Here is an 18,925-nt window from a genome sequence, read left to right as displayed (position 1 = left end):
TGGTAAAAAAAGGGGGATAATTAATTTCCCCCTCTTCTAGATCTTCCAGAACTTCCACTGGTAGAGCCTCCTGAGCTCCTGGACGAACTGCTACCAGAACTGAAGGAGCTGCTTCTGGAAGAGCTGCTACTCCTTGAGGGAGTGTAACTAGAACTTCTTGTTCTAGAGGGTGTTGAAATATTTCTTTGTCTTGAAGGAGAAGTACTTCTATTATAAGATGGGGAAGTGCTCCTTCCTGACCTTGGCGCTTCATAATAAGATCTTGAGGAGGACCTTTCGCTAGGTTGAGTTACACTAGGTCTGCTTGATCTTCTGGGAGGTGTATAAGTGTCCCTATTACTTCTAGTAGTAGTAGAGGTTCTCGTGGTCATAGCTGCGGAATTGATGCTTCTCCTAGTTGGTTCTGCAGAAACTCTGCTGTTATAATAGTCGTTTTCTGAACGACTAAAATCGGAACCATCTACCCTGGACCTGGATGTTGTCCTGCTAATGGCACTTCTTCTGGCCACTGTCCTTGTTGAACTTGGAGCAATAGCAGTTCTGCTTTCTCTATAATCACCCGATAGGGTACTTCCTCTCCTGGTCCTTGCAGCCCTAACTAAGTTTCTGCTTTCCCCTTCGTAAATATTATTTATTATGATTGGCCTGTTATAATAACCGCCATAACCATAAAATCTAGAATAGGGACTATAAGCTAAAGCAGGACTCCAGAAGGGATCCCAGAATGGATCGTAGAAGGGATCATAAAATCCACCGTAATAAGGTCTGTATCCCCAAGAATTACCAAAGCCAAATCCTAATGAGATGCTTAGTCCTGGTCGGAAGGCAAATGGAGAACTCCAGAAGGGATCATAAAATCCGCCATATCCAAATCTTGGATAGAATCCTCCCATCATGCCAAAGGAATTATACATCCATGGGTTGGAATTAAAGGCAGAGCCCCTTGGGTTGTTGTAACCATAAAAGTTATTATATACATTGATGTCTCCGCTTTCACCAACCTTTCCTTCTGTGGAAGCAACCGGAGCATCATCGAAATAGACGATTTCATCATCTGCACGATCGCTTTGTATCTGATATTTGGCAATGTATTCAGGATTTACATTTTTAGCAGAAAAATTCTCCTGAGCACTGCCCTCAGCGATTTCATAATCCTCAAAATGCCCGGGGGTATTATTGGGTACAGCATGAGCTGTGGCAGCGGCATTATCCGAGGCCATAAAGTATAAATCATCGGATTCTCCCTGCATTGCGGTATAGCTGCTACTACAAGCAGTGAATCCTAAAGCAAGAAGAAAAGAAAAATAACGATATGGGATTAATTTCATCATAATCATGCAGTTTATAACATCTACCACTATATACGTGGCGATCAGGGGAGGGTTATCATTTTTTAATTTATATTTGCCTTCAATTATCAGGAACGAAAGTTAAAGAGTTTTTTCATAACAACAAATAATTGATATGAGCAAAGGATTACCAAAACGGGAAGACGATTATTCCCAGTGGTATAATGAATTGGTGAAGCGAGCAGACTTGGCAGAAAACTCTGGCGTAAGAGGTTGCATGGTTATCAAACCCTATGGGTATTCCATTTGGGAAAAAATGCAAGGTCAACTGGATCAGATGTTTAAAGATACTGGGCACAGCAATGCTTATTTTCCCCTGTTTATCCCAAAATCCTTCCTTTCCAAGGAAGCCAGTCATGTGGAGGGTTTTGCCAAAGAATGTGCGGTAGTAACCCATTACCGGTTGAAAAACTCCGAAGACAATAAAGGGGTAATCGTGGACCCAGAGGCCAAACTGGAGGAGGAGCTGATTGTAAGGCCGACTTCAGAGGCAGTGATTTGGAGTACATACAGAAACTGGATCCAATCTTACCGGGACCTGCCCCTGAAGGTCAACCAATGGGCCAACGTGGTAAGGTGGGAAATGAGAACCCGCTTGTTTTTGAGAACTGCTGAGTTTTTGTGGCAAGAAGGCCATACGGCCCATGCCACCCGGGAGGAGGCTGAGGAAGAAACAGTGCAAATGATGAATATATATGCACAATTTGCCGAAGATTATATGGCAATGCCCGTGGTAAAAGGCCTGAAGACGGAAACAGAACGATTTGCAGGAGCTTTGGAAACTTATTGTATCGAAGCCTTGATGCAGGATGGTAAGGCCTTACAAGCTGGAACTTCCCACTTTTTGGGCCAAAATTTTGCAAAGGCTTTTGATGTAAAATTTGCCTCTAAAGATGGAGGTTTGGATTATGTTTGGGGAACTTCCTGGGGGGTTAGTACCCGTTTGATGGGAGCTTTGGTCATGGCCCATTCAGATAATAATGGCTTGGTGCTTCCTCCTAAATTGGCCCCGATTCAGGTGGTGATAGTTCCTATTTTCCGCAGTGAAGAGGAATTGCAGGCCATTGAGGAGAAAGCTCATGAGATTATGGATCAATTGAATCCCTTGGGGATTTCCGTCAAATTTGATCATCGGGATACTCATAAGCCGGGCTGGAAATTTGCTGAGTATGAATTGAAGGGGGTTCCTGTCAGAATTGCCCTTGGACCAAGGGATTTGGCCAATAATACCATTGAAGTTGCGAGAAGGGATACACTGACCAAGGAAATGATGAAGTTGGATGAGGTGGATGTATCCAAAGCAATTCCTGCTCTGTTGGATGAAATTCAGGCCAATATTTATAAAAAAGCCAAAGATTACAGAGCAGATAATACCAGAAAGGTCAATGATTGGGATGAGTTTAAGAAAGTCCTTGAGGAAAAAGGAGGGTTTATTTCTGCCCATTGGGATGGAACCGCTGAGACCGAAGAAAAAATCAAGGATTTGACCAAAGCTACCATTCGCTGCATACCTCTTGATCAGGTCAAAGAAGAAGGTGCTTGTGTTTTGACAGGAAAACCATCCAAAGGGAGGGTCTTATTTGCCAAAGCCTATTAATTAAGCATTATTAAAGAATTTTATAACCGCTTTGCTTGTGAAAATACCCAGCAGCAAAGCGGTTTTTTTATGAGGGAAGGGATTGACCTATTATTCATTATTTATTTTATTTTCCCGAAAAAATGGCATAATTTAAACAGTTCAACTACTAACTTTTATGACCTGGGCGATTATTTTGAGTTTATTGGTGCTGGGGCTCCTTCTGGTCCTGGTTGAAGTAATTTTTGTTCCCGGAACCACTTTGGTTGGCATATTAGGGGTCCTTTTCACAGGAATGGGGATTTATGTGTGTTTTCAAAATTTTGAAACTGAAACGGCTTTTATCGTTGTGGCTTTAACTGTGTTGGGGAATGTCCTGGTTGTTCTTTATGGGTTTCGATCAGGAGTTTGGAATCGTTTTTCACTAAAGGAAACCAGTGTGGGAAGGGCATTTGATGAAAGGCTGGCAGGACTGGAAGTTGGCCAAAAAGGAAGGACGATATCGGATGTAAAACCCTTTGGGAAGGCGGAATTTGATGACAAAATTTATGAAGTGAAATCCAATTCCGGATTTATTTCTGCAGGTACCGAAGTAGTTATTCACAAGTTGGAAAGCAATAAAATTATCATAAAACAATAAGTTATGGGAGAAATATCTAACACCGTGTTTATTTTGGTTGTGGCCTTTGGGGCTTAATCCTGCTTTTTATCTTTCTTTATTTTGTCCCGGTCAACTTGTGGATCACGGCCATTTTTGCCAATGTGAAAGTGGGGATTGGGGAACTAATTGGAATGAGGATCCGGAAAGTTCCACCCAGCATCATTGTCAATTCCTTGATTACCGCTACCAAAGCTGGTCTGGATCTGAAAACCAATGATCTGGAGACCCATTTTCTGGCAGGAGGAAATGTGCCCAATGTAATCAGGGCCTTGATATCAGCTGATAAAGCCAATATTAATCTTTCCTTTAAACAAGCAACGGCCATTGACCTGGCGGGGAGAGACGTTTTTGAGGCGGTTCAGATTTCTGTTAATCCGAAAGTGATCAATACTCCCAATGTTGCTGCTGTTGCTGCAGATGGGATTCAGTTGATTGCAAAAGCCCGGGTGACCGTAAGGGCTAATATCGCCCAGTTGGTAGGTGGTGCCGGAGAGGATACCATCCTTGCCAGGGTAGGGGAAGGTATCGTGACCTCCATTGGTTCTGCAAATACCCATAAAAGTGTACTGGAAAATCCCGATAAGATTTCCAAACTCGTTTTGGAAAGGGGACTTGATGCAGGAACCGCATTTGAAATCCTATCTATTGATATTGCAGATATTGATGTGGGGACCAATATTGGCGCCAAACTGCAAATAGACCAGGCATCTGCTGACTTGAAAGTTGCTGAGGCAAAAGCTGAAGAAAGAAGGGCCATGGCGGTTGCTTTGGAGCAAGAAATGAAGGCAAGAAATGTTGAAATGAGAGCCAAAGTCATAGAAGCAGAAGCAGAGGTTCCAAAAGCTATTTCGGAAGCATTCCGTTCTGGTAACCTTGGTGTGATGGATTATTACCGAATGGAAAATATAAAATCAGATACAGAAATGAGAGATTCTATTTCAAAACCTGAGGAAGGCAAAAGAGGGAATAAAAAATCCAATGGGGATAAGAATTAGAAGTTTTCTATGATTTTATAACCATACCTGGAGAGAGTGTACCTCTAAGTGAATTGTGAATATTGAATTAATGATAGTGAGGGTTAGGCTAGAGCAAAACGGTTAATTACCGCCATTTTGTAAACCTTGGCCTTCAATTCTTTAAAAATTTCAGGGTGTTGATATTTTCGTTGAATTTTGTCGGTGGACCAAAAGGCGGTACCAAATTATTAGTCTTTTCTCTTTTCACCTATTTATAGGTGCGCAGCAAAGATCCTGAAATTAATAACCATAAAATGAAATGCTCTTGGGTAATATCAACTTTACCTTAGAATTCATCCAGGCAAACAAAAGGGAGCTTTTATGCCCCCTTTTGTTTTTTTCGTTTCTTTTTTCCATCCTCTACCAATACCGGTGGGATATAGATGTCTTCTGCTAAAATTTTCTGGGTGCCTTGGTCCAGCAGAATGTCCTGATAGTAAATTGGTAAAATATAATTGCCTTTTTCATTCATTAATCCGTATTTTCCATTTCTTTTTACAATTATCCGGTCATAAGCTTCCCTTCTGATATCGTCAAATTTTGGGGTTGCTATTTCTTTTCCCAAGGGATTTATTAAACCATACTGTCCCTTACTTTCTGTAATGTAATAATGGTCCGCAATAAGGGAAATTTGGTCATAATATTTTGAAAGCATCAAATTTCCTTGTGTATCAATCAGGTTGTCTTTTCCATTTTTCTTTACCAAGGCTAAGCCCCGGTGGAAATCACCCACCTGGTCAAATTGCGGTTCTATGGTGATTTCATCATTCTGATTTATAAATCCCCATTTTCCTCCGGATTGAATACTGGCAAAGCCTTCAGAAAACTGCCCTACCATTTCAAAACGGTTGGAAATTCTTAGTTTTCCACTTTGGTCCACAAAGCCATACTTTCGATCAATAAGGGCTCCATATAAGCCTTGCCGCCCGGGAAAAAGCTGGGTGATGTTTTCGGTGGGAACTACTCTCCAGATCCCCTTCTCATCCAGAAGCCCGAGCTTTTTATTTTTAAAAAGGACATTGTAATGGTTTTGTCCTGCTTCGGTTACACTTTCCATGCCTTGTATGTCCAGTAATATTCCCCCGTTCTTCATAATTCGCCTTAGTTTGCCGTGGATATATTCCAGGATAACATTCCCATCAGCAGTGATTTTGTGATAACTACTGTAACTAATATCCACATCAGCCTCTTGAGCCTTTAGCAGCATATGCTGCTTTTGATTAAAGGCATAAAACTGATCCCCCTCCAGGTGGGCGATGGTATCGATAATCGGTTCAAGAATATATTCCCCTTGCCTGTTGACTAAACCGTAACCAGAGGCTTCTTGGGTTAGAAGGGTATTGGGACTGGGGCTGCTTATTTTCTCGAAAACATGATCAGGTCGGGGAGATAGTGGCAATAAGTAACCTGAAGGGATTTTTCCGATCACTTGCCCATTAGAGGCTATCCAGGCCTTTTGGAAGTTTCCAAGGTGCTTTACCTCTCTGTTTCCCCTGTCGTAATGAAAATATTCATTCCCTTTTCTTGCTAAAATCTGATTGAAATAGGGCTCTATTTCATCATATTCGGGGTCTAGGATTTTTTCTCCATATTCATGGTAAGCCCCAAATTTTCCGTTTTTTTGGATAATGATCCAGGGAGATAGGTATTGGAAGATTTTTTCTCCATCAATGTTCAAAAAAGGTTCATACCGATAATTGAGCAGTTTGATCTGCCCATCTTTATCGCTTACCCGGATTACATTGCTCAAAAGGAAAATATGATCGTTGTTGATTTTTTGGATGAGTTGTAATTGGTCATCATAAACCTCATATACCTGGGCTTGGCTATTATAGCTTGCGCACATGAAAAGAAGTCCCAGGGCAAGGAACTTGAGCTTATTTTTTGGATATACTGGCATTTTACTGAATTTGAATCAAAGAAAATCGAATGGGGCCATTAATCAAAAGCAGAATTGATTAAAATAGAAATAATTGGAATAGCCTTTAAAAAAGTGGAGGTTAGAGGAAAATAGGGGGAGCCTATTTCCCCTTTGATTTGGTGTTTTCTTTTTCCAGGTCAAAAAGGTCAGAAATAATATCAATCATTTCTTCCGCCTGGTCTCTTTTGCACGCAGCTCTCAACTGGACCACTGGAACCTTGATGATTTTTTGCATCATGCTTTTCGTGATCTTATCGATGATGGCATATTCTTTTTCGCTTGCATTTTTCAGATATCGTTCGAGCTCTTCTTTGCGGATTTGCTCTAAGGAATTTTTCAATTTATTGATGGTTGGGGAAACCATCATTTCTTTTTTCCAATCATAAAATTCCTCGATACTTTCAGAGATGATGGCTTCCACTTGAGGGACAGCCTCCATTCTCTTTTCCAGGGTTTCTGTAGCCTTACTGCGGATATTGTCCACATTATATAACAGTGCCCCTGGGACATCTTCCACGGTAGTTTCTATACTTCTTGGAACAGAAAGGTCCACAAAAAGCTTGTAACTCTGAATGTCGAATTTCTTGGTAAGGCCTTTTGTAATAAAGGGCTCGGAAGTAGTTATGGAGGAAACTATGACATCTGCCTCTTCCATGGCTTCATAGACTTTTTCAAATGGAATAACTTCATAACCCAATTCCGTACCCATGGCTTCTGCTTTGGCAAAAGTCCGGTTGGTAAGAGTGACTTTGGCCTGGGGTAGGTAAACCATGTTTTTGGCAACATCTTCACCAATTTCTCCCAATCCAATAAGAAGAATCCTTGGTTCTATGGTGTTAGAGGTGAGTTCCTCAATTAGTTCTACGGCAGCATAAGAAACGGATGCCGCTCCATCCCGGAATGCAGTTTCCTGTACCACTCTCTTATTAGTAAAGAAAATGGTATGCATCAACCTATGGAGGAATGGTCCAGCCATATCCATGTCAGCGGTAGTCTGATATGCCCTTTTGACCTGGTTGGAGATCTGCATATCGCCTACTACCTGAGCTTCTAATCCCATGGAAACTTTAAACAAATGCTGGATGGCTTCCTTATCTTCATGAAAAATCTTAAAGTATTCCATGTAGGATACCACATCATGCAGCCCTTTCTCCGAACCAATAAGTTTAATGATCTCCACACTTAAATCCAGCTCATGAGAGTAATAAACTTCAGTTCGGTTGCAAGTAGATAAAATCAGGGTGTCCCTAACATTAAAAAATTCCTTCAGCTTTATCAGAAGAGACTGGATAGCCGTTTCATCCAAAGCGATGATTTCCCTGATTTCCACAGGAGTATTCTTGTAGGACAAACTGATGGCTCTAAACTTGTGCTGCATTATTGGTATTTTTACACTACAAATTTATTACAGAAAGTGCACGAAATGAATTATTTTCATAAGCACTCTGTAATTTAAAATGTGTCTAAATAATATTAATGTATATGACTGGTATAATTACATCATTAATGATTTATATGGGAAAATAATTCCAATTTATTAAATTTATTACCAACCTGTTACTAGGATAACAGGAGGAAATTGAATTTTATAATTTACTCTTTTTTTATCTATTACAATGAAACGCCTTTTTTATTTTTTTAAAAATTATCTGGGATTTTCGCGAAGGGAGTCCAAAGGTTTTCTTTTGGTTTTGCCAGCCCTGTTCCTATTGTATTGGGTTCCCTCCGTTTATGATTTTTTGTTGCAACAAAAGCATGAGCGACAATACGAAGCCTATTTACAGGAAGCGAGGAGTAAATTGAAGGAATGGGAAAAGGAATTTTCAGAAAATAAGGCGAATAAAGCACCGGTTATGCGGGTCTCTAATTCTGTCGATTCAGTTGACCTTCCTAAGGATTCTTTTAAAAGGAAAAAGGAACCTCAGCTAAAAAAAATGGACTTTGCGGAAGCTGATTCTGTAGTTTTGCAGATTGTGCCCGGAATTGGCCAAACCCTAGCCTCCCGGATTGTAAAATTCAGGGAGAGTCTTGGCGGCTTTTATCAAAAAGAACAATTGATGGATGTATATGGCTTGAAAGAAGAAGTGGCTCTTAGGGTATTGGAGTATTTTGAATTCAACTCAAAGGTTACCAAAAAAATCAATCTAAATGAAACTACTATAAAAGAATTGGCTAACCATCCTTATATTGATTACGGTTATGCCAAAGTCATTTTGGCCTATAAAAAGCAACATGGGGAATACGAAACAGTGGATGAATTGCTGAACATCAAGATTTTTTCAGAGGATTGGCTAGACCGGATAAAACCTTATTTGACTACCAAATAAGAAAGGGGATTGCATTGAGTAGTGAGGCCTTAACAATGTGGGAATGATATTTTTGAGTCAGGGCTTCACTATCTATCCAAAAGCTGTCATATTTGCCTTATGGTAGATGAAAAATATTCCTTCTTAAAAAACCCCTTAAACCTTCCTGCCGGGAATTTTAAATTGGAAGAAGAAAAGGGAAGATTAAATGTATTTGATCCCTTAAGGAAAAAATTTCTTGTCCTAACTCCAGAAGAATGGGTCCGCCAGCACCTAATTCATTATTTGGTAACTTGGAAAAATTATCCAAAAAGTTTGTTTTCACTGGAACGAGGTCTCAAATATAACCGGGTAAATAAAAGATTTGATATTTTGGTGTTGAACCGCCGGGGAGATCCTTTTTTATTAATTGAATGCAAAGCCCCAGAGGTGAAATTAACCCAAAAGACAGTGGAACAGGTTTGCGTTTATAATAAATCCATCGGTGCAGAATACATTGCCATTAGTAATGGTATCCAGCATATTTGTTTGTTTTTTGATCCTAAAAAAGAGGCTTATCAGCAAATTAGAGAGTTTCCGGTTTTTTAGTTTCCCTTTAGGCTCCCTGTTGAAACCTTTTTTGGGGACTTTTATTAAGGTATGAATAAAAGAAAGATTTCGAAGGTTTTAATGTTTTGGAAAAAAGGAAATAAAAAGGCAAATTGAACCTAAATAAAGGTATAATTACCACTCGTGTAAAAAAAGCAATAAAGGATTGTGGGTTAAGTTTAAGGTTGTTTTTTTGGAAATTGTAGTGTACATCAAAAAAAATGCTCTTTACTAGTGTTGATTTGAATTGGTTTAAAGAAAATTTTTTTTGAGGGCGCGAAAAATCGGGTTAGCTATCAGTCTGATTTAGTTTAAATAATTCCAATCAAATAAAAAGCCTTTGTTTTTATAGTTTTTTGCTGATTGCAGGTGAATTATTAATTAATAGAATTACCTAGACTAAAGTGCTATGAAATACTTGGATCAGATGAACAGGAAAGTTTGGATTGGGAGAAAACCTGAAAGAATAGTTTCACTGGTCCCGTCTTTGACTGAGTTGTTAGTAGATTTGGGTTTAGGGGATAAACTGGTAGGGGTTACCAAGTTTTGCAACCATCCCAAAGGCTTAAAAAAAGAAAAAGTAATTGTGGGGGGAACCAAAAATTTTCATTTTGATAAAATAAAAAGCCTTCAGCCCGATTTAATCATTGGTAATAAGGAGGAAAATTATAAAGAAGGGATTGAGAGGTTGGAAAAGGATTTTCCAGTTTGGGTAAGCGATGTGGAGGATTTAGGAGACGTATTGGTGTTGATATGGGCCATCGGAGAAATTACAGACACAAAAGAAAAAGCTAAATCATTGAACCAATTGATGTTGAGAGACATGGAGGGGGGCTTTTTAAAAAAAGGAACTTCCATTTACTTGATTTGGAAAAATCCTATGATCGCAGTAGGTAGGTATACTTTTATTGATACCATGATGGTAAGGGCCGGGTTTATCAATATAGTTTCACAAGAAAGATACCCAGAGATTACCGAAGAAGAAATCAGGGCACTAGAGCCTGAATATATTTTATTAAGTACAGAACCTTATCCTTTTAATGAAAAGGATAAGGCACAATTCAAGAAAAAATTTCCCTTTTCCCAAATCAAGTTGGTGGATGGGGAGCTGTTTTCCTGGTATGGAAGCCGTTTACTTTATTCCTCAGAATATTTTAAAAAATTATAACCTGCCAAAGGGGGCCGATAAGCAGGAGGATGAATTATTTTTCCAAGTTTAACAAATTTCCGATTCTATTAATTTCCTCCATTTTCTTGAAAAGCTTTTTGTAATCATCCTGAACAATTTCGTCTCTGAATTCCATCAGGTTATTGATATATTGGTTAAGGGCTTCCAGGATATTGCTTTTATTTTCCTTAATGATGGGAGTCCACATAGCTGGTGAACTTTTGGCTAATCTAACCGTGGAAGAAAAACCGCTTCCTGCCATATTCAATATATTTTTATCATCTTCCATTTTATCCAAAACCGTTTTTCCTAACATAAATGAACTGATATGTGATAAATGGGAAACATAAGCCAACTGGTTGTCATGTTCCATTGGTCCCATAAAACGGAGTTTTACCCCAAGGGCTTCAAAAATCTCATATGCTTTCCCCTTTAATTCCAGGTTGGTTTTTTCCAATTCACAAAGTATAAGGATCTTCCCGGAAAATAAGTGATCGATAGCAGCTTTTGGTCCGGAAAATTCTGTCCCTGCAATGGGGTGAGCAGCAAGATAGTTTTCCCGATTGGGGTGGTCTGCTATGGATTGGCAGATTTGTGCTTTAGTGCTTCCAAAATCCATGACCAGAGTGTTTTTATCTATCTTGCCCAAAACTGACCTGAGCAAATCCGGAATGGTATGAACAGGGGTGGCTATTAGGATTAGGTCTGTATCAGGGGCTGCAACATCTTTTATTTCCTCAATTAAACCAATTTGAACAGCTTCCTCTTGGTGTTGCTGATTATGGTCTGTTCCGGTAATGCGGATGCCTGGGAAAGCTTTTTTTAAGGCCAGGGCAAAAGATCCCCCTAATAGCCCCAAACCGATGATATGTACCTTTTTCATATGGATTTTCTAATGGGTTGATTGAGATTAGCCATTTTGTTATTAAATCCTTTTTAATGCCTCTTTGATTTTATCTTCTGGAACACAAAGGGAAAAACGGATATATCCAATTCCATTGCTGCCAAAAATGTCTCCTGGTGCAATAAAAAGATGGTTTTTTTGCAATAGCTGATCAACAAATGCTTTGCTGTCCTGGCCCTCTGGTAATTTGGCCCATACAAACATTCCCGAACTGCTTTTGTCGTAGGATGCCCCGATTTTGTCAATAATTTGCCATACCAGCTCTCTTCTGGATCTATATATATCATCCATTTGTTCAAACCAGGTTTTGTCAAGGTTTAAAGCTGCTATTGCTCCTTTTTGTATGCCCAAAAACATCCCAGAATCCATATTGCTTTTTACCTTTAAAACCTCCTTCAGGTAGGTTGACTTCCCGCAAAGCATTCCCACTCTCCATCCAGGCATATTATAGGTTTTGCTAAGGGAGTTAAGTTCCATGGCTACCTCCCTGGCTCCAGGTATGGAAAGAATGCTGAGAGGTTTGGCTGTTAGGATAAAGCTGTAGGGGTTGTCATTGACAAGTAAGATCCCATGCTTTTTGCCAAACTCAACCAATTGGGAGAGGGTGGTTTCAGGAGCATTGGCACCTGTAGGCATATGGGGGTAGTTGATCCACATTATCTTGATTCCTTTTTTTGCAAATTCTTCCAATTGCTGAAAATCAGGTAACCAGTTGTTTTCCCCTTTTAAATCATAATAAATAGCTTCTGCACCCACTAGTTCAGTCACTGAAGAATAAGTGGGATATCCAGGATTTGGGATTAGTACCTTGTCTCCGGGGTTTAGGTAAGCCATGGAAATATGCATTATGGCTTCTTTGGAGCCCATCATAGGGAGTATTTCATCCTGAGGTTGGAGCTGGACCTGGTAATACTTTTTATAAAAAGAAGCAATGCCCTCCCTTAAAGCGGGTAGTCCCTGGTAACTTTGATAACCATGGACATCTGCTTTTATGCTGGTTTGGTTCAGTGCCTCTATAACACTTTCGTGTGGTGGGAGATCAGGGCTTCCAATCCCCATATTGATGATGGGCGCTCCATCAGCTTTCAATTGGGCTACCTCCCTTAATTTTTGAGAAAAATAATATTCTTTGACGTTGTTTAGACGCTGGGCCGGACTGATCATGTTTTAGATTTTTGCGTTTTTGTATTCACCGAGAATTTTGATGGAAATATCCATTTTCTCAAGAACAGATAGGGTTTGCGTGTAATCCTCCTTGGATTCAAACAAAAGGTCAATAAAAAAGGCATAATGCCAGGGTTTGTCAATCACTGGCAGGGATTGGATTTTAGTCAAATCCAAGTTATGCTCACTCATCACCTGAAGTACTTTGGCCAGGATTCCTTTTTGGTTTTCCAAAACCAGCTTTAGGGAAACCTTATCGAAACCTTTTTGCGTATTGGCCTCATTTTCATTTTGGACGATGCAAAAGCGGGTGATATTATTTTTAATGGTTTGAATATCGGAAGCCAAAATTTCCAATTCAAAAAAATCTGCTGCAGCAACACCGGCGATTGCACCCACTCCTTTTAATTTTTTTTCTCTAATGTCCCTGGCTACTGATGCGGTGTCCATGTCCTCAATTAGTTGAATATGGGGGTACTTTTCAAAAAATGCTTTACACTGAAGCAAAGCCATGGGGTGGGAGCGAACTTCTTTGATGTCTTGGATGGTTTGCCCTGGGAGGGCCATCAATTGATGGGAAATGGGCAAATAAAATTCTCCGGTAATCTGAAGGTTGTTCCGGTCGATCAAATCATAATTAGGCAGAATAGCGCCTGCAATGGAATTCTCCAAAGCTAAAATCCCAATGTCTGCTTCTTTTTGGATGATTTTTTTGACCAGTTCTGTAAAAGAAAGGCACTCAATAATCCCGGTATCCGGACCAAATACATTTTTGGCCACTTGATAATGGTAAGATCCTTTGATGCCCTGTATGGCGATTTTCTCCTGTGTATCTTTCAAAATCGAATAATTCTTGGTTGACTTTCCGTTCAATCGACCGGCACCACAAAAATAGTACTATTATGAAAATAGACATCATTTCCCTTTGAATGAATGATGTTGCGTAATCCTTTTGAGTGCCAATCCAACCTATTGTGCAAAAGGGAAAATAATAATATAAAGAAAAAACACAATTGCTGATTTACTTTGAAAAGTACCGGGGTAACAACAAATACCCTAATTACCCCAATTTACTTTCTGATAGACATAAAAAAAGGGAGACTTAATTAGGCCTCCCTTTAAATGTCTTTCTTGGAATTTTTAGGATAAACCTACCAAAGCACAATGTTTCCAAAAGCTGGGGTAAGATTTATTGACCACTTCCTGGTCATCAAAGGTGACCTTGGTTTTGGTAGCCAGCGGCATAAAAGCCATGGCCATACGGTGGTCATCATAGGTGTGAATATTCACTTCCTCAGGAATTTCATTTGAAGGAATCAGGGTGAAAATTTCATTTTCTCCTTCCACCAGTTGAGCATTGAATTTGGCCAATTCCTGCTGAAGTGCATAAATCCGGTCAGTTTCTTTGATCCTTAGGCTTTCCAGTCCTGTGAATTCACTTTTTTGTCCTGTCAGGGCACAAGTAACTGCGACAGTCTGAGCCAGGTCCGGGCAATGGGTGAAGTCAAATTTAGGTAATCCTGAAACTGGTTTTTTTGTCAGCAAAATACCCCCATCTTTAAATTCACTCTGCACGCCAAGCTTATCCATGATGTCTACTATCTTGGAATCTCCCTGCAAACTGTTGGGCTTTAATCCTTCAAGGAAAAACTCGCCTTTATCTGCACAGGCCACCAGGCTGAACCAATAGCTGGCACCTGACCAGTCACTTTCCACGGCAAAAGAAGTGTTCTTATAGGTTTGGTGAGGTACTTTAATTATGTTCCCTTCAAAGCTGTATTCTATACCAAATTGCCTCATCAGTTCCAGAGTCATTTCAATATAAGTCCTGGAGCCGATTTTTCCAGTCAACTCTAAAGTCAGACCTTGGGGCAGCAATGGGGCATTCATCAAAAGTGCAGAAATGTATTGGCTGCTGACATCTCCCCTGATTTTGATATGATTTGCAAGCTGCTTATTGAAACCTTTGGTCTCCATAGGAGGGAAACCTTCCTGGCCTTTGTAGGAAATATCGGCTCCGATTTCCCTTAAAGCATCCACTAAAATCCCGATGGGTCTTTCACACATCCTTGGAGTTCCTGTCAATGTCTTTTTTCGGCCGGTTAAGGCTGCAAATGCCGTCAGGAAACGCATGGTGGTTCCTGCGTCCAAAACATCGAAAGTTTCCGGATCCTCTTTTAAAAGGCGGATCATGGTTTGTGTATCCCGGGCTTCAGCCAGGTTGGTAATATGATTTTTCCCGGGAGTCAGGGCATCAATGATCAATACCCTGTTGCTTTCACTTTTGGATGATGGCAAGGGGATGGTCACTTCGCCAAAGGAGGATTTGACCGGAAGCGTAATGGGTTTCATTTATGGATGGTATTGTAAAAATTTAAGGAATTAATAATGTCTTCTTGGCTGACGGCAATATTATAATCACATGACCCGATTTTTTTCAACAGGGAACAGTTGATGGTTTTGCCTTCATTCTTTTTGTCCTGAAAGCATAATTGGGCAATGGCTTCCAGATCTTCTGAAGGAATATTGACTTTGCCAAAAATGGACAGAAGAGTTTCGATGATGGTGTCAAGGCCCTCTTGGGAAAAGCCGATATGTTGTCTGGAAAGGTATGCTTCGGCAATCATGCCTATGGCAATAGCCTCACCATGAAGTAGATGATACTTGCTGCCCAAATAAAAGGATTCCACAGCATGGCCCACGGTATGACCAAAGTTCAGGATTTTACGCAAACCTTCTTCTTTGGGGTCTTTCTCCACCACTTCCTTTTTAATGGAAACGGATTTTTCGATGATGTCTTTCCACTTCTGTGTCTCCCAGTTGTGGGATTTAAGGCTGTGAAAATAATTTTCATTCATGATAAGGCCATGTTTAATGACCTCGGCATAACCTGACCTTAACTCAGGAAGGGGTAGGGTTTTCAAAAAGGCATCAGAAATGATTACCGCCTCAGGTTCATTAAATACCCCAATATGGTTTTTGAAACCATTAAAATCCACCCCCAACTTGCCCCCTACACTGGCATCAACTTGGGAAAGCAGAGTGGTTGGTATATTTACGAACCTGATGCCCCTTTTGTAGGTGCTTGCGCAAAATCCGCCCATATCTCCAGTCACTCCGCCTCCAAGATTAATAATCAGTGATTTTCTGTCAAATGCACAATCGGTCATCCATTCCCAAATGGATATACAGGTTTGCAGGTTTTTATTGCCCTCCCCTGCCTGAAACTGGAAATGCTCGTGTTTGGGGAGGATTTCCTGGATTAAAGGATAGCAGGCATTGAAGGTATTTTGGTCTGCAATAAGACCAAGCTTTGAGAAGTTTTTGGTCTTCAAATACCGATCTAGATCAGTGGCAATCTGGGTCGAGAAAATTATTGATTCCAATGGCTTTTTTGTTTTTGAACAAATATAATCAGTTATGCTTTTTTATCGACAGGATCTCCTGCTCTTAATTGCTTTTCTTGTCTTTTAACTGATTCTTCATGGATAGAGAAAAGCAATTCTTTCATGAATTTTTCGCTCAATCCTTTTTTAACACCTTTTTCAGTTCTGGAATCCATTACTTGCTTCCAACGGTCTGCCTGGAAAACGGTCAGTTTGTGTTCTCTTTTATGGGCTCCAATTTGGTCAATGACAGCAAATCTCTCAGCAAGCAAATCCAACAATTGGTCATCCATATGGTCCACAGCAGATCTTAAATCATGCAGCTTTTCACTTGGTTTTTCTTTGTCCAAGGTTTTCTTGAAATCAATCTTGGAGAGGATTTCTTTCAATTGTGCAGGTGTAACCTGTTGCTTGGCATCACTCCATGCATTGTCAGGGTCATGGTGGGTTTCGATCATCAATCCGTCCAACCCGAAGTTGATTGCTCTTTGGGCAACTTCCAAAATACCCTCTCTTTTTCCTACGATATGACTGGGGTCATTGATGACTTCCATTCCTTTCCATTCTCTTTTCAAGTGGATGGGCATGGACCAGTTAGGCTTGTTTCTGAATCTTTTGTCGTAAGCATCGCTGAATCCTCTGTGGATGGCAGCCAGTTTATGGATACCTACTGCATATAATCTTTCCAATGCGCCTAACCAAAGTTGAAGGTCTGGGTTCATTGGGTTTTTGACCATGACAGGGATGTCAGTACCTCTTAGGGCTTCGGCAATTTCCTGTACAGCGAAAGGGTTTACCGTAGTACGGGCACCAATCCAAAGGACATCAACATTGTGTTTCAAAGCCAATTCCACGTGGGCAGTGTTTCCAACTTCAGTGGTAATAGGGATGTTCAGGTGGTTCCTTACAATCTCCATCCATTTTAGGCCATCTTCACCGATTCCTTCGAAGCTTCCTGGTCTGGTTCTTGGTTTCCAGATTCCAGCACGGAACATGGAAGGGATGATATTTTCTTTTTTCATGTCCAGGCAAACTTTTTCCACTTGCTCTGGGGTTTCAGCGCTACAGGGTCCTGCGATGATAATATGTCCTTCCAGTCCAAGGCCCCATTCTGATGTTTGTAAGTGATCTTTCATTTTGTTTTAACTTGATTCTAACAAAAAAGCCCGATTCTTTCGAATCGGGCTCCCTGATTGATGTATGAAATTTTATTTTTTATTCAGACAATAAGCAGCTCCGATTCGACCGATTGGACGAAAGTAAAAGAAGAAGTAAATAAAGTATGTTGCTGCTTGTTTAAACATGGCTTCAAAATTAAAAGTTGTTCCTTTAAAAACCAATAAAAAAACAATTATTTTTTGCAAGGTGGATCAATTTATTTATGTAAGCAGATAGGGGTAACAAAATTTACTGATTTAAGTTAAACAATTATAGAGGAGGAAAGAGGTGAATGTTATTTCCTTAACCGTTTTTTTAAAGGTTGTACTTAAAAACATGGTATTGATCATAAATAAATTTTAGATCAGTTTTTGTCAAGCACGAAAACTGTACGTATTTTAATTCAAGATATGGTTGAAATAAGGTGGACTTAATATTTCTTTAGGAAAATATAGTCTTAATAGAATTCAGATGACAAAATAAAGTCAGTAGGTGTTTTTTTTGGTATATTTGCACGTTGAATCGATAATATGAATACAAAACCCAATATTTCTTTTGAGAATGTAGAAGTTGCCTTTGCATCTAGAAGTGATGCGGAGTTAAAAAAGATGTACCTCATATTTACTGCCATGAATCAGAAGTGGGCTGTAATTTTGGGAGTAGCAATGGCCAGGTTAGCCATAAAATTAAAGTTGCCGGTAAAGGGACTCATGAAAAAAACGGTGTTTGGCCATTTTTGCGGAGGGGAAAGCATTAAAGACAGTGCCCGCTCTATCAAGGAATTGGCTGATTTCGGGATAGGAACCATCCTGGATTATTCCGTAGAAGGTGAAGGAACCGAAAGGAGTTATGATTTTACCAGGGATGAAATCCGCCGGACCATATTGCGGTCTGCCGGGGCCAAGGAAATCCCTTTTACTGTCTTTAAAGCCACAGGCCTTGGGGACTATAAGGTCATGACAAAGGTTCAAGCCGGTAAAGAGCTAAATTCCAAAGAGAGGGATGCCTTTGTGAGGCTGAAAAGCAGATTTGACTCCTTATGTAAGGCTGCTTATGAAAATAATGTCCGGATTCTGGTCGATGGGGAGGAGTCCTGGTTTCAGGATGTAATCGATGATATGACCTATGATGCCATGGCCAAATACAATAAGGACAAAGCCATTGTTTACAATACCTATCAGATGTACCGCAGAGATATGTTGAAAAACTTAAAAGCTGCCCACCATGATGCAGTGGCCAAAGGGTATTATCTGGGGGTTAAAATTGTAAGGGGGGCTTATATGGAAAAAGAGGCAGACCGGGCTGAAGATATGGGCTATCCCAATCCAATACATCCTACCAAAAAGGATACAGACGATTGCTTTAATAAGGGCTTGCAGTTTTGTGTCAATAATAAACAAAGGGTGTACCTGGTTAATGGTTCTCACAATGATATGAGTAATATCATCCTTACGGAGCTTATGGGGCTTCATGGGGTTAAACCGGACGATGAGCGGTTTTACTTTGCCCAACTTTATGGAATGGGGGATCATTTATCTTATAACCTTGCCAAAGCCGGTTATAATGTCGCCAAATACGTCCCCTATGGCCCTGTGGAGGCGGTTATGCCTTACCTGTCCAGAAGGGCCAAAGAAAATTCCAGTATGTCTGGACATAGCAGTTTTGAAATTGAATTGATCAAAAAGGAGATGGCAAGACGTGCTGCCATAAAAAAAGAAAATTAAATAT

The 18,925-nt window shown here is 40.1% G+C and carries 15 protein-coding genes and 1 pseudogene; 7 read left to right on the top strand and 9 right to left on the bottom strand.

What is annotated here, in order from left to right; translation table 11 throughout:
* Positions 1–20 precede the first annotated feature (20 nt).
* A complete protein-coding gene (locus QWY93_RS03015) occupies positions 21–1,331 on the bottom strand; it encodes a hypothetical protein (RefSeq protein WP_290246709.1) in 1,311 nt (436 codons plus the stop codon).
* A gap of 133 nt (positions 1,332–1,464) precedes the next feature.
* Here QWY93_RS03015 and proS point away from each other — a divergent pair, with 133 nt between their 5' ends.
* The 3 genes and pseudogenes from proS to floA all read left to right on the top strand — a co-directional run bounded on the left by proS (position 1,465) and on the right by floA (position 4,581).
* Positions 1,465–2,946 (top strand): proline--tRNA ligase, encoded by a 1,482-nt coding sequence (proS, locus tag QWY93_RS03010; RefSeq protein ID WP_290246708.1) that lies wholly within the window; start codon positions 1,465–1,467, stop codon positions 2,944–2,946.
* A gap of 157 nt (positions 2,947–3,103) precedes the next feature.
* A complete protein-coding gene (locus QWY93_RS03005; protein ID WP_290246707.1) occupies positions 3,104–3,565 on the top strand; it encodes an NfeD family protein in 462 nt (153 codons plus the stop codon).
* Between the two features lie 3 nt (positions 3,566–3,568).
* Positions 3,569–4,581: pseudogene (floA, locus tag QWY93_RS03000) on the top strand (flotillin-like protein FloA).
* Between the two features lie 340 nt (positions 4,582–4,921).
* Here floA and QWY93_RS02995 read toward each other — a convergent pair.
* Positions 4,922–6,502 (bottom strand): WG repeat-containing protein, encoded by a 1,581-nt coding sequence (locus QWY93_RS02995; protein WP_290246706.1) that lies wholly within the window; start codon positions 6,500–6,502, stop codon positions 4,922–4,924.
* A gap of 121 nt (positions 6,503–6,623) precedes the next feature.
* Complete coding sequence (gene hemA / locus QWY93_RS02990; RefSeq protein WP_290246705.1) at positions 6,624–7,901, bottom strand: glutamyl-tRNA reductase; 1,278 nt, start codon at positions 7,899–7,901, stop codon at positions 6,624–6,626.
* 238 nt (positions 7,902–8,139) lie between these two features.
* On the opposite strand from hemA, the gene QWY93_RS02985 reads away from it, so the two are divergent.
* The 3 genes from QWY93_RS02985 (at position 8,140) to QWY93_RS02975 (ending at position 10,585) form a co-directional block, all read left to right on the top strand.
* Positions 8,140–8,850, top strand: coding sequence for a ComEA family DNA-binding protein (locus QWY93_RS02985; RefSeq protein ID WP_290246704.1), 711 nt, complete (start codon positions 8,140–8,142; stop codon positions 8,848–8,850).
* 99 nt (positions 8,851–8,949) lie between these two features.
* A complete protein-coding gene (locus tag QWY93_RS02980) occupies positions 8,950–9,417 on the top strand; it encodes a type I restriction enzyme HsdR N-terminal domain-containing protein (protein WP_290246703.1) in 468 nt (155 codons plus the stop codon).
* A gap of 409 nt (positions 9,418–9,826) precedes the next feature.
* Positions 9,827–10,585 (top strand): ABC transporter substrate-binding protein, encoded by a 759-nt coding sequence (locus QWY93_RS02975; RefSeq protein ID WP_290246702.1) that lies wholly within the window; start codon positions 9,827–9,829, stop codon positions 10,583–10,585.
* Between the two features lie 34 nt (positions 10,586–10,619).
* Here QWY93_RS02975 and QWY93_RS02970 read toward each other — a convergent pair whose 3' ends face one another.
* The 6 genes from QWY93_RS02970 to QWY93_RS02945 form a co-directional block, all read right to left on the bottom strand.
* Positions 10,620–11,468, bottom strand: coding sequence for a prephenate dehydrogenase (locus QWY93_RS02970; protein WP_290246701.1), 849 nt, complete (start codon positions 11,466–11,468; stop codon positions 10,620–10,622).
* A 42-nt stretch (positions 11,469–11,510) separates the two neighbouring features.
* A complete protein-coding gene (locus QWY93_RS02965; protein WP_290246700.1) occupies positions 11,511–12,653 on the bottom strand; it encodes a pyridoxal phosphate-dependent aminotransferase in 1,143 nt (380 codons plus the stop codon).
* 3 nt (positions 12,654–12,656) lie between these two features.
* Positions 12,657–13,493, bottom strand: coding sequence for a prephenate dehydratase (locus tag QWY93_RS02960; protein ID WP_290246699.1), 837 nt, complete (start codon positions 13,491–13,493; stop codon positions 12,657–12,659).
* Between the two features lie 300 nt (positions 13,494–13,793).
* Positions 13,794–15,005 (bottom strand): 3-phosphoshikimate 1-carboxyvinyltransferase, encoded by a 1,212-nt coding sequence (locus QWY93_RS02955; protein ID WP_290246698.1) that lies wholly within the window; start codon positions 15,003–15,005, stop codon positions 13,794–13,796.
* Positions 15,002–16,039: a 3-dehydroquinate synthase gene (gene aroB, locus QWY93_RS02950; protein WP_290246696.1), complete on the bottom strand. Its 1,038-nt coding sequence runs from the start codon at positions 16,037–16,039 to the stop codon at positions 15,002–15,004. The genes QWY93_RS02955 and aroB overlap by 4 nt, the downstream gene beginning before the upstream one ends.
* Before the next feature lie 32 nt (positions 16,040–16,071).
* On the bottom strand, positions 16,072–17,175 hold the full coding sequence (locus tag QWY93_RS02945) for a chorismate mutase (RefSeq protein ID WP_290246695.1): 1,104 nt from the start codon (positions 17,173–17,175) through the stop codon (positions 16,072–16,074).
* A 552-nt stretch (positions 17,176–17,727) separates the two neighbouring features.
* Between QWY93_RS02945 and QWY93_RS02940 the strand changes: the two genes are divergently transcribed.
* Entirely contained in the window at positions 17,728–18,921 is a 1,194-nt protein-coding gene (locus tag QWY93_RS02940; protein WP_290246694.1) for a proline dehydrogenase family protein, read from the top strand.
* The last annotated feature ends 4 nt before the right edge of the window (positions 18,922–18,925 follow it).

This window comes from Echinicola jeungdonensis, assembly GCF_030409905.1.
Taxonomy (GTDB): domain Bacteria; phylum Bacteroidota; class Bacteroidia; order Cytophagales; family Cyclobacteriaceae; genus Echinicola; species Echinicola jeungdonensis.
This window is presented reverse-complemented; position numbering and strand designations above follow the sequence as displayed.

Coding starts and splice junctions, on each gene's coding strand:
- QWY93_RS02975 (WP_290246702.1), top strand. CDS start 9,827: ATGAAATACTTGGATCAGATGAACAGGAAAGTTTGGATTGGGAGAAAA.
- QWY93_RS02995 (WP_290246706.1), bottom strand. CDS start 6,502: ATGCCAGTATATCCAAAAAATAAGCTCAAGTTCCTTGCCCTGGGACTT.
- QWY93_RS03015 (WP_290246709.1), bottom strand. CDS start 1,331: ATGATGAAATTAATCCCATATCGTTATTTTTCTTTTCTTCTTGCTTTA.
- QWY93_RS02940 (WP_290246694.1), top strand. CDS start 17,728: ATGAATACAAAACCCAATATTTCTTTTGAGAATGTAGAAGTTGCCTTT.
- QWY93_RS03005 (WP_290246707.1), top strand. CDS start 3,104: ATGACCTGGGCGATTATTTTGAGTTTATTGGTGCTGGGGCTCCTTCTG.
- QWY93_RS02945 (WP_290246695.1), bottom strand. CDS start 17,175: ATGAAAGATCACTTACAAACATCAGAATGGGGCCTTGGACTGGAAGGA.
- QWY93_RS02955 (WP_290246698.1), bottom strand. CDS start 15,005: ATGAAACCCATTACGCTTCCGGTCAAATCCTCCTTTGGCGAAGTGACC.
- QWY93_RS02985 (WP_290246704.1), top strand. CDS start 8,140: ATGAAACGCCTTTTTTATTTTTTTAAAAATTATCTGGGATTTTCGCGA.
- hemA (WP_290246705.1), bottom strand. CDS start 7,901: ATGCAGCACAAGTTTAGAGCCATCAGTTTGTCCTACAAGAATACTCCT.
- QWY93_RS02970 (WP_290246701.1), bottom strand. CDS start 11,468: ATGAAAAAGGTACATATCATCGGTTTGGGGCTATTAGGGGGATCTTTT.
- QWY93_RS02980 (WP_290246703.1), top strand. CDS start 8,950: ATGGTAGATGAAAAATATTCCTTCTTAAAAAACCCCTTAAACCTTCCT.
- QWY93_RS02965 (WP_290246700.1), bottom strand. CDS start 12,653: ATGATCAGTCCGGCCCAGCGTCTAAACAACGTCAAAGAATATTATTTT.
- proS (WP_290246708.1), top strand. CDS start 1,465: ATGAGCAAAGGATTACCAAAACGGGAAGACGATTATTCCCAGTGGTAT.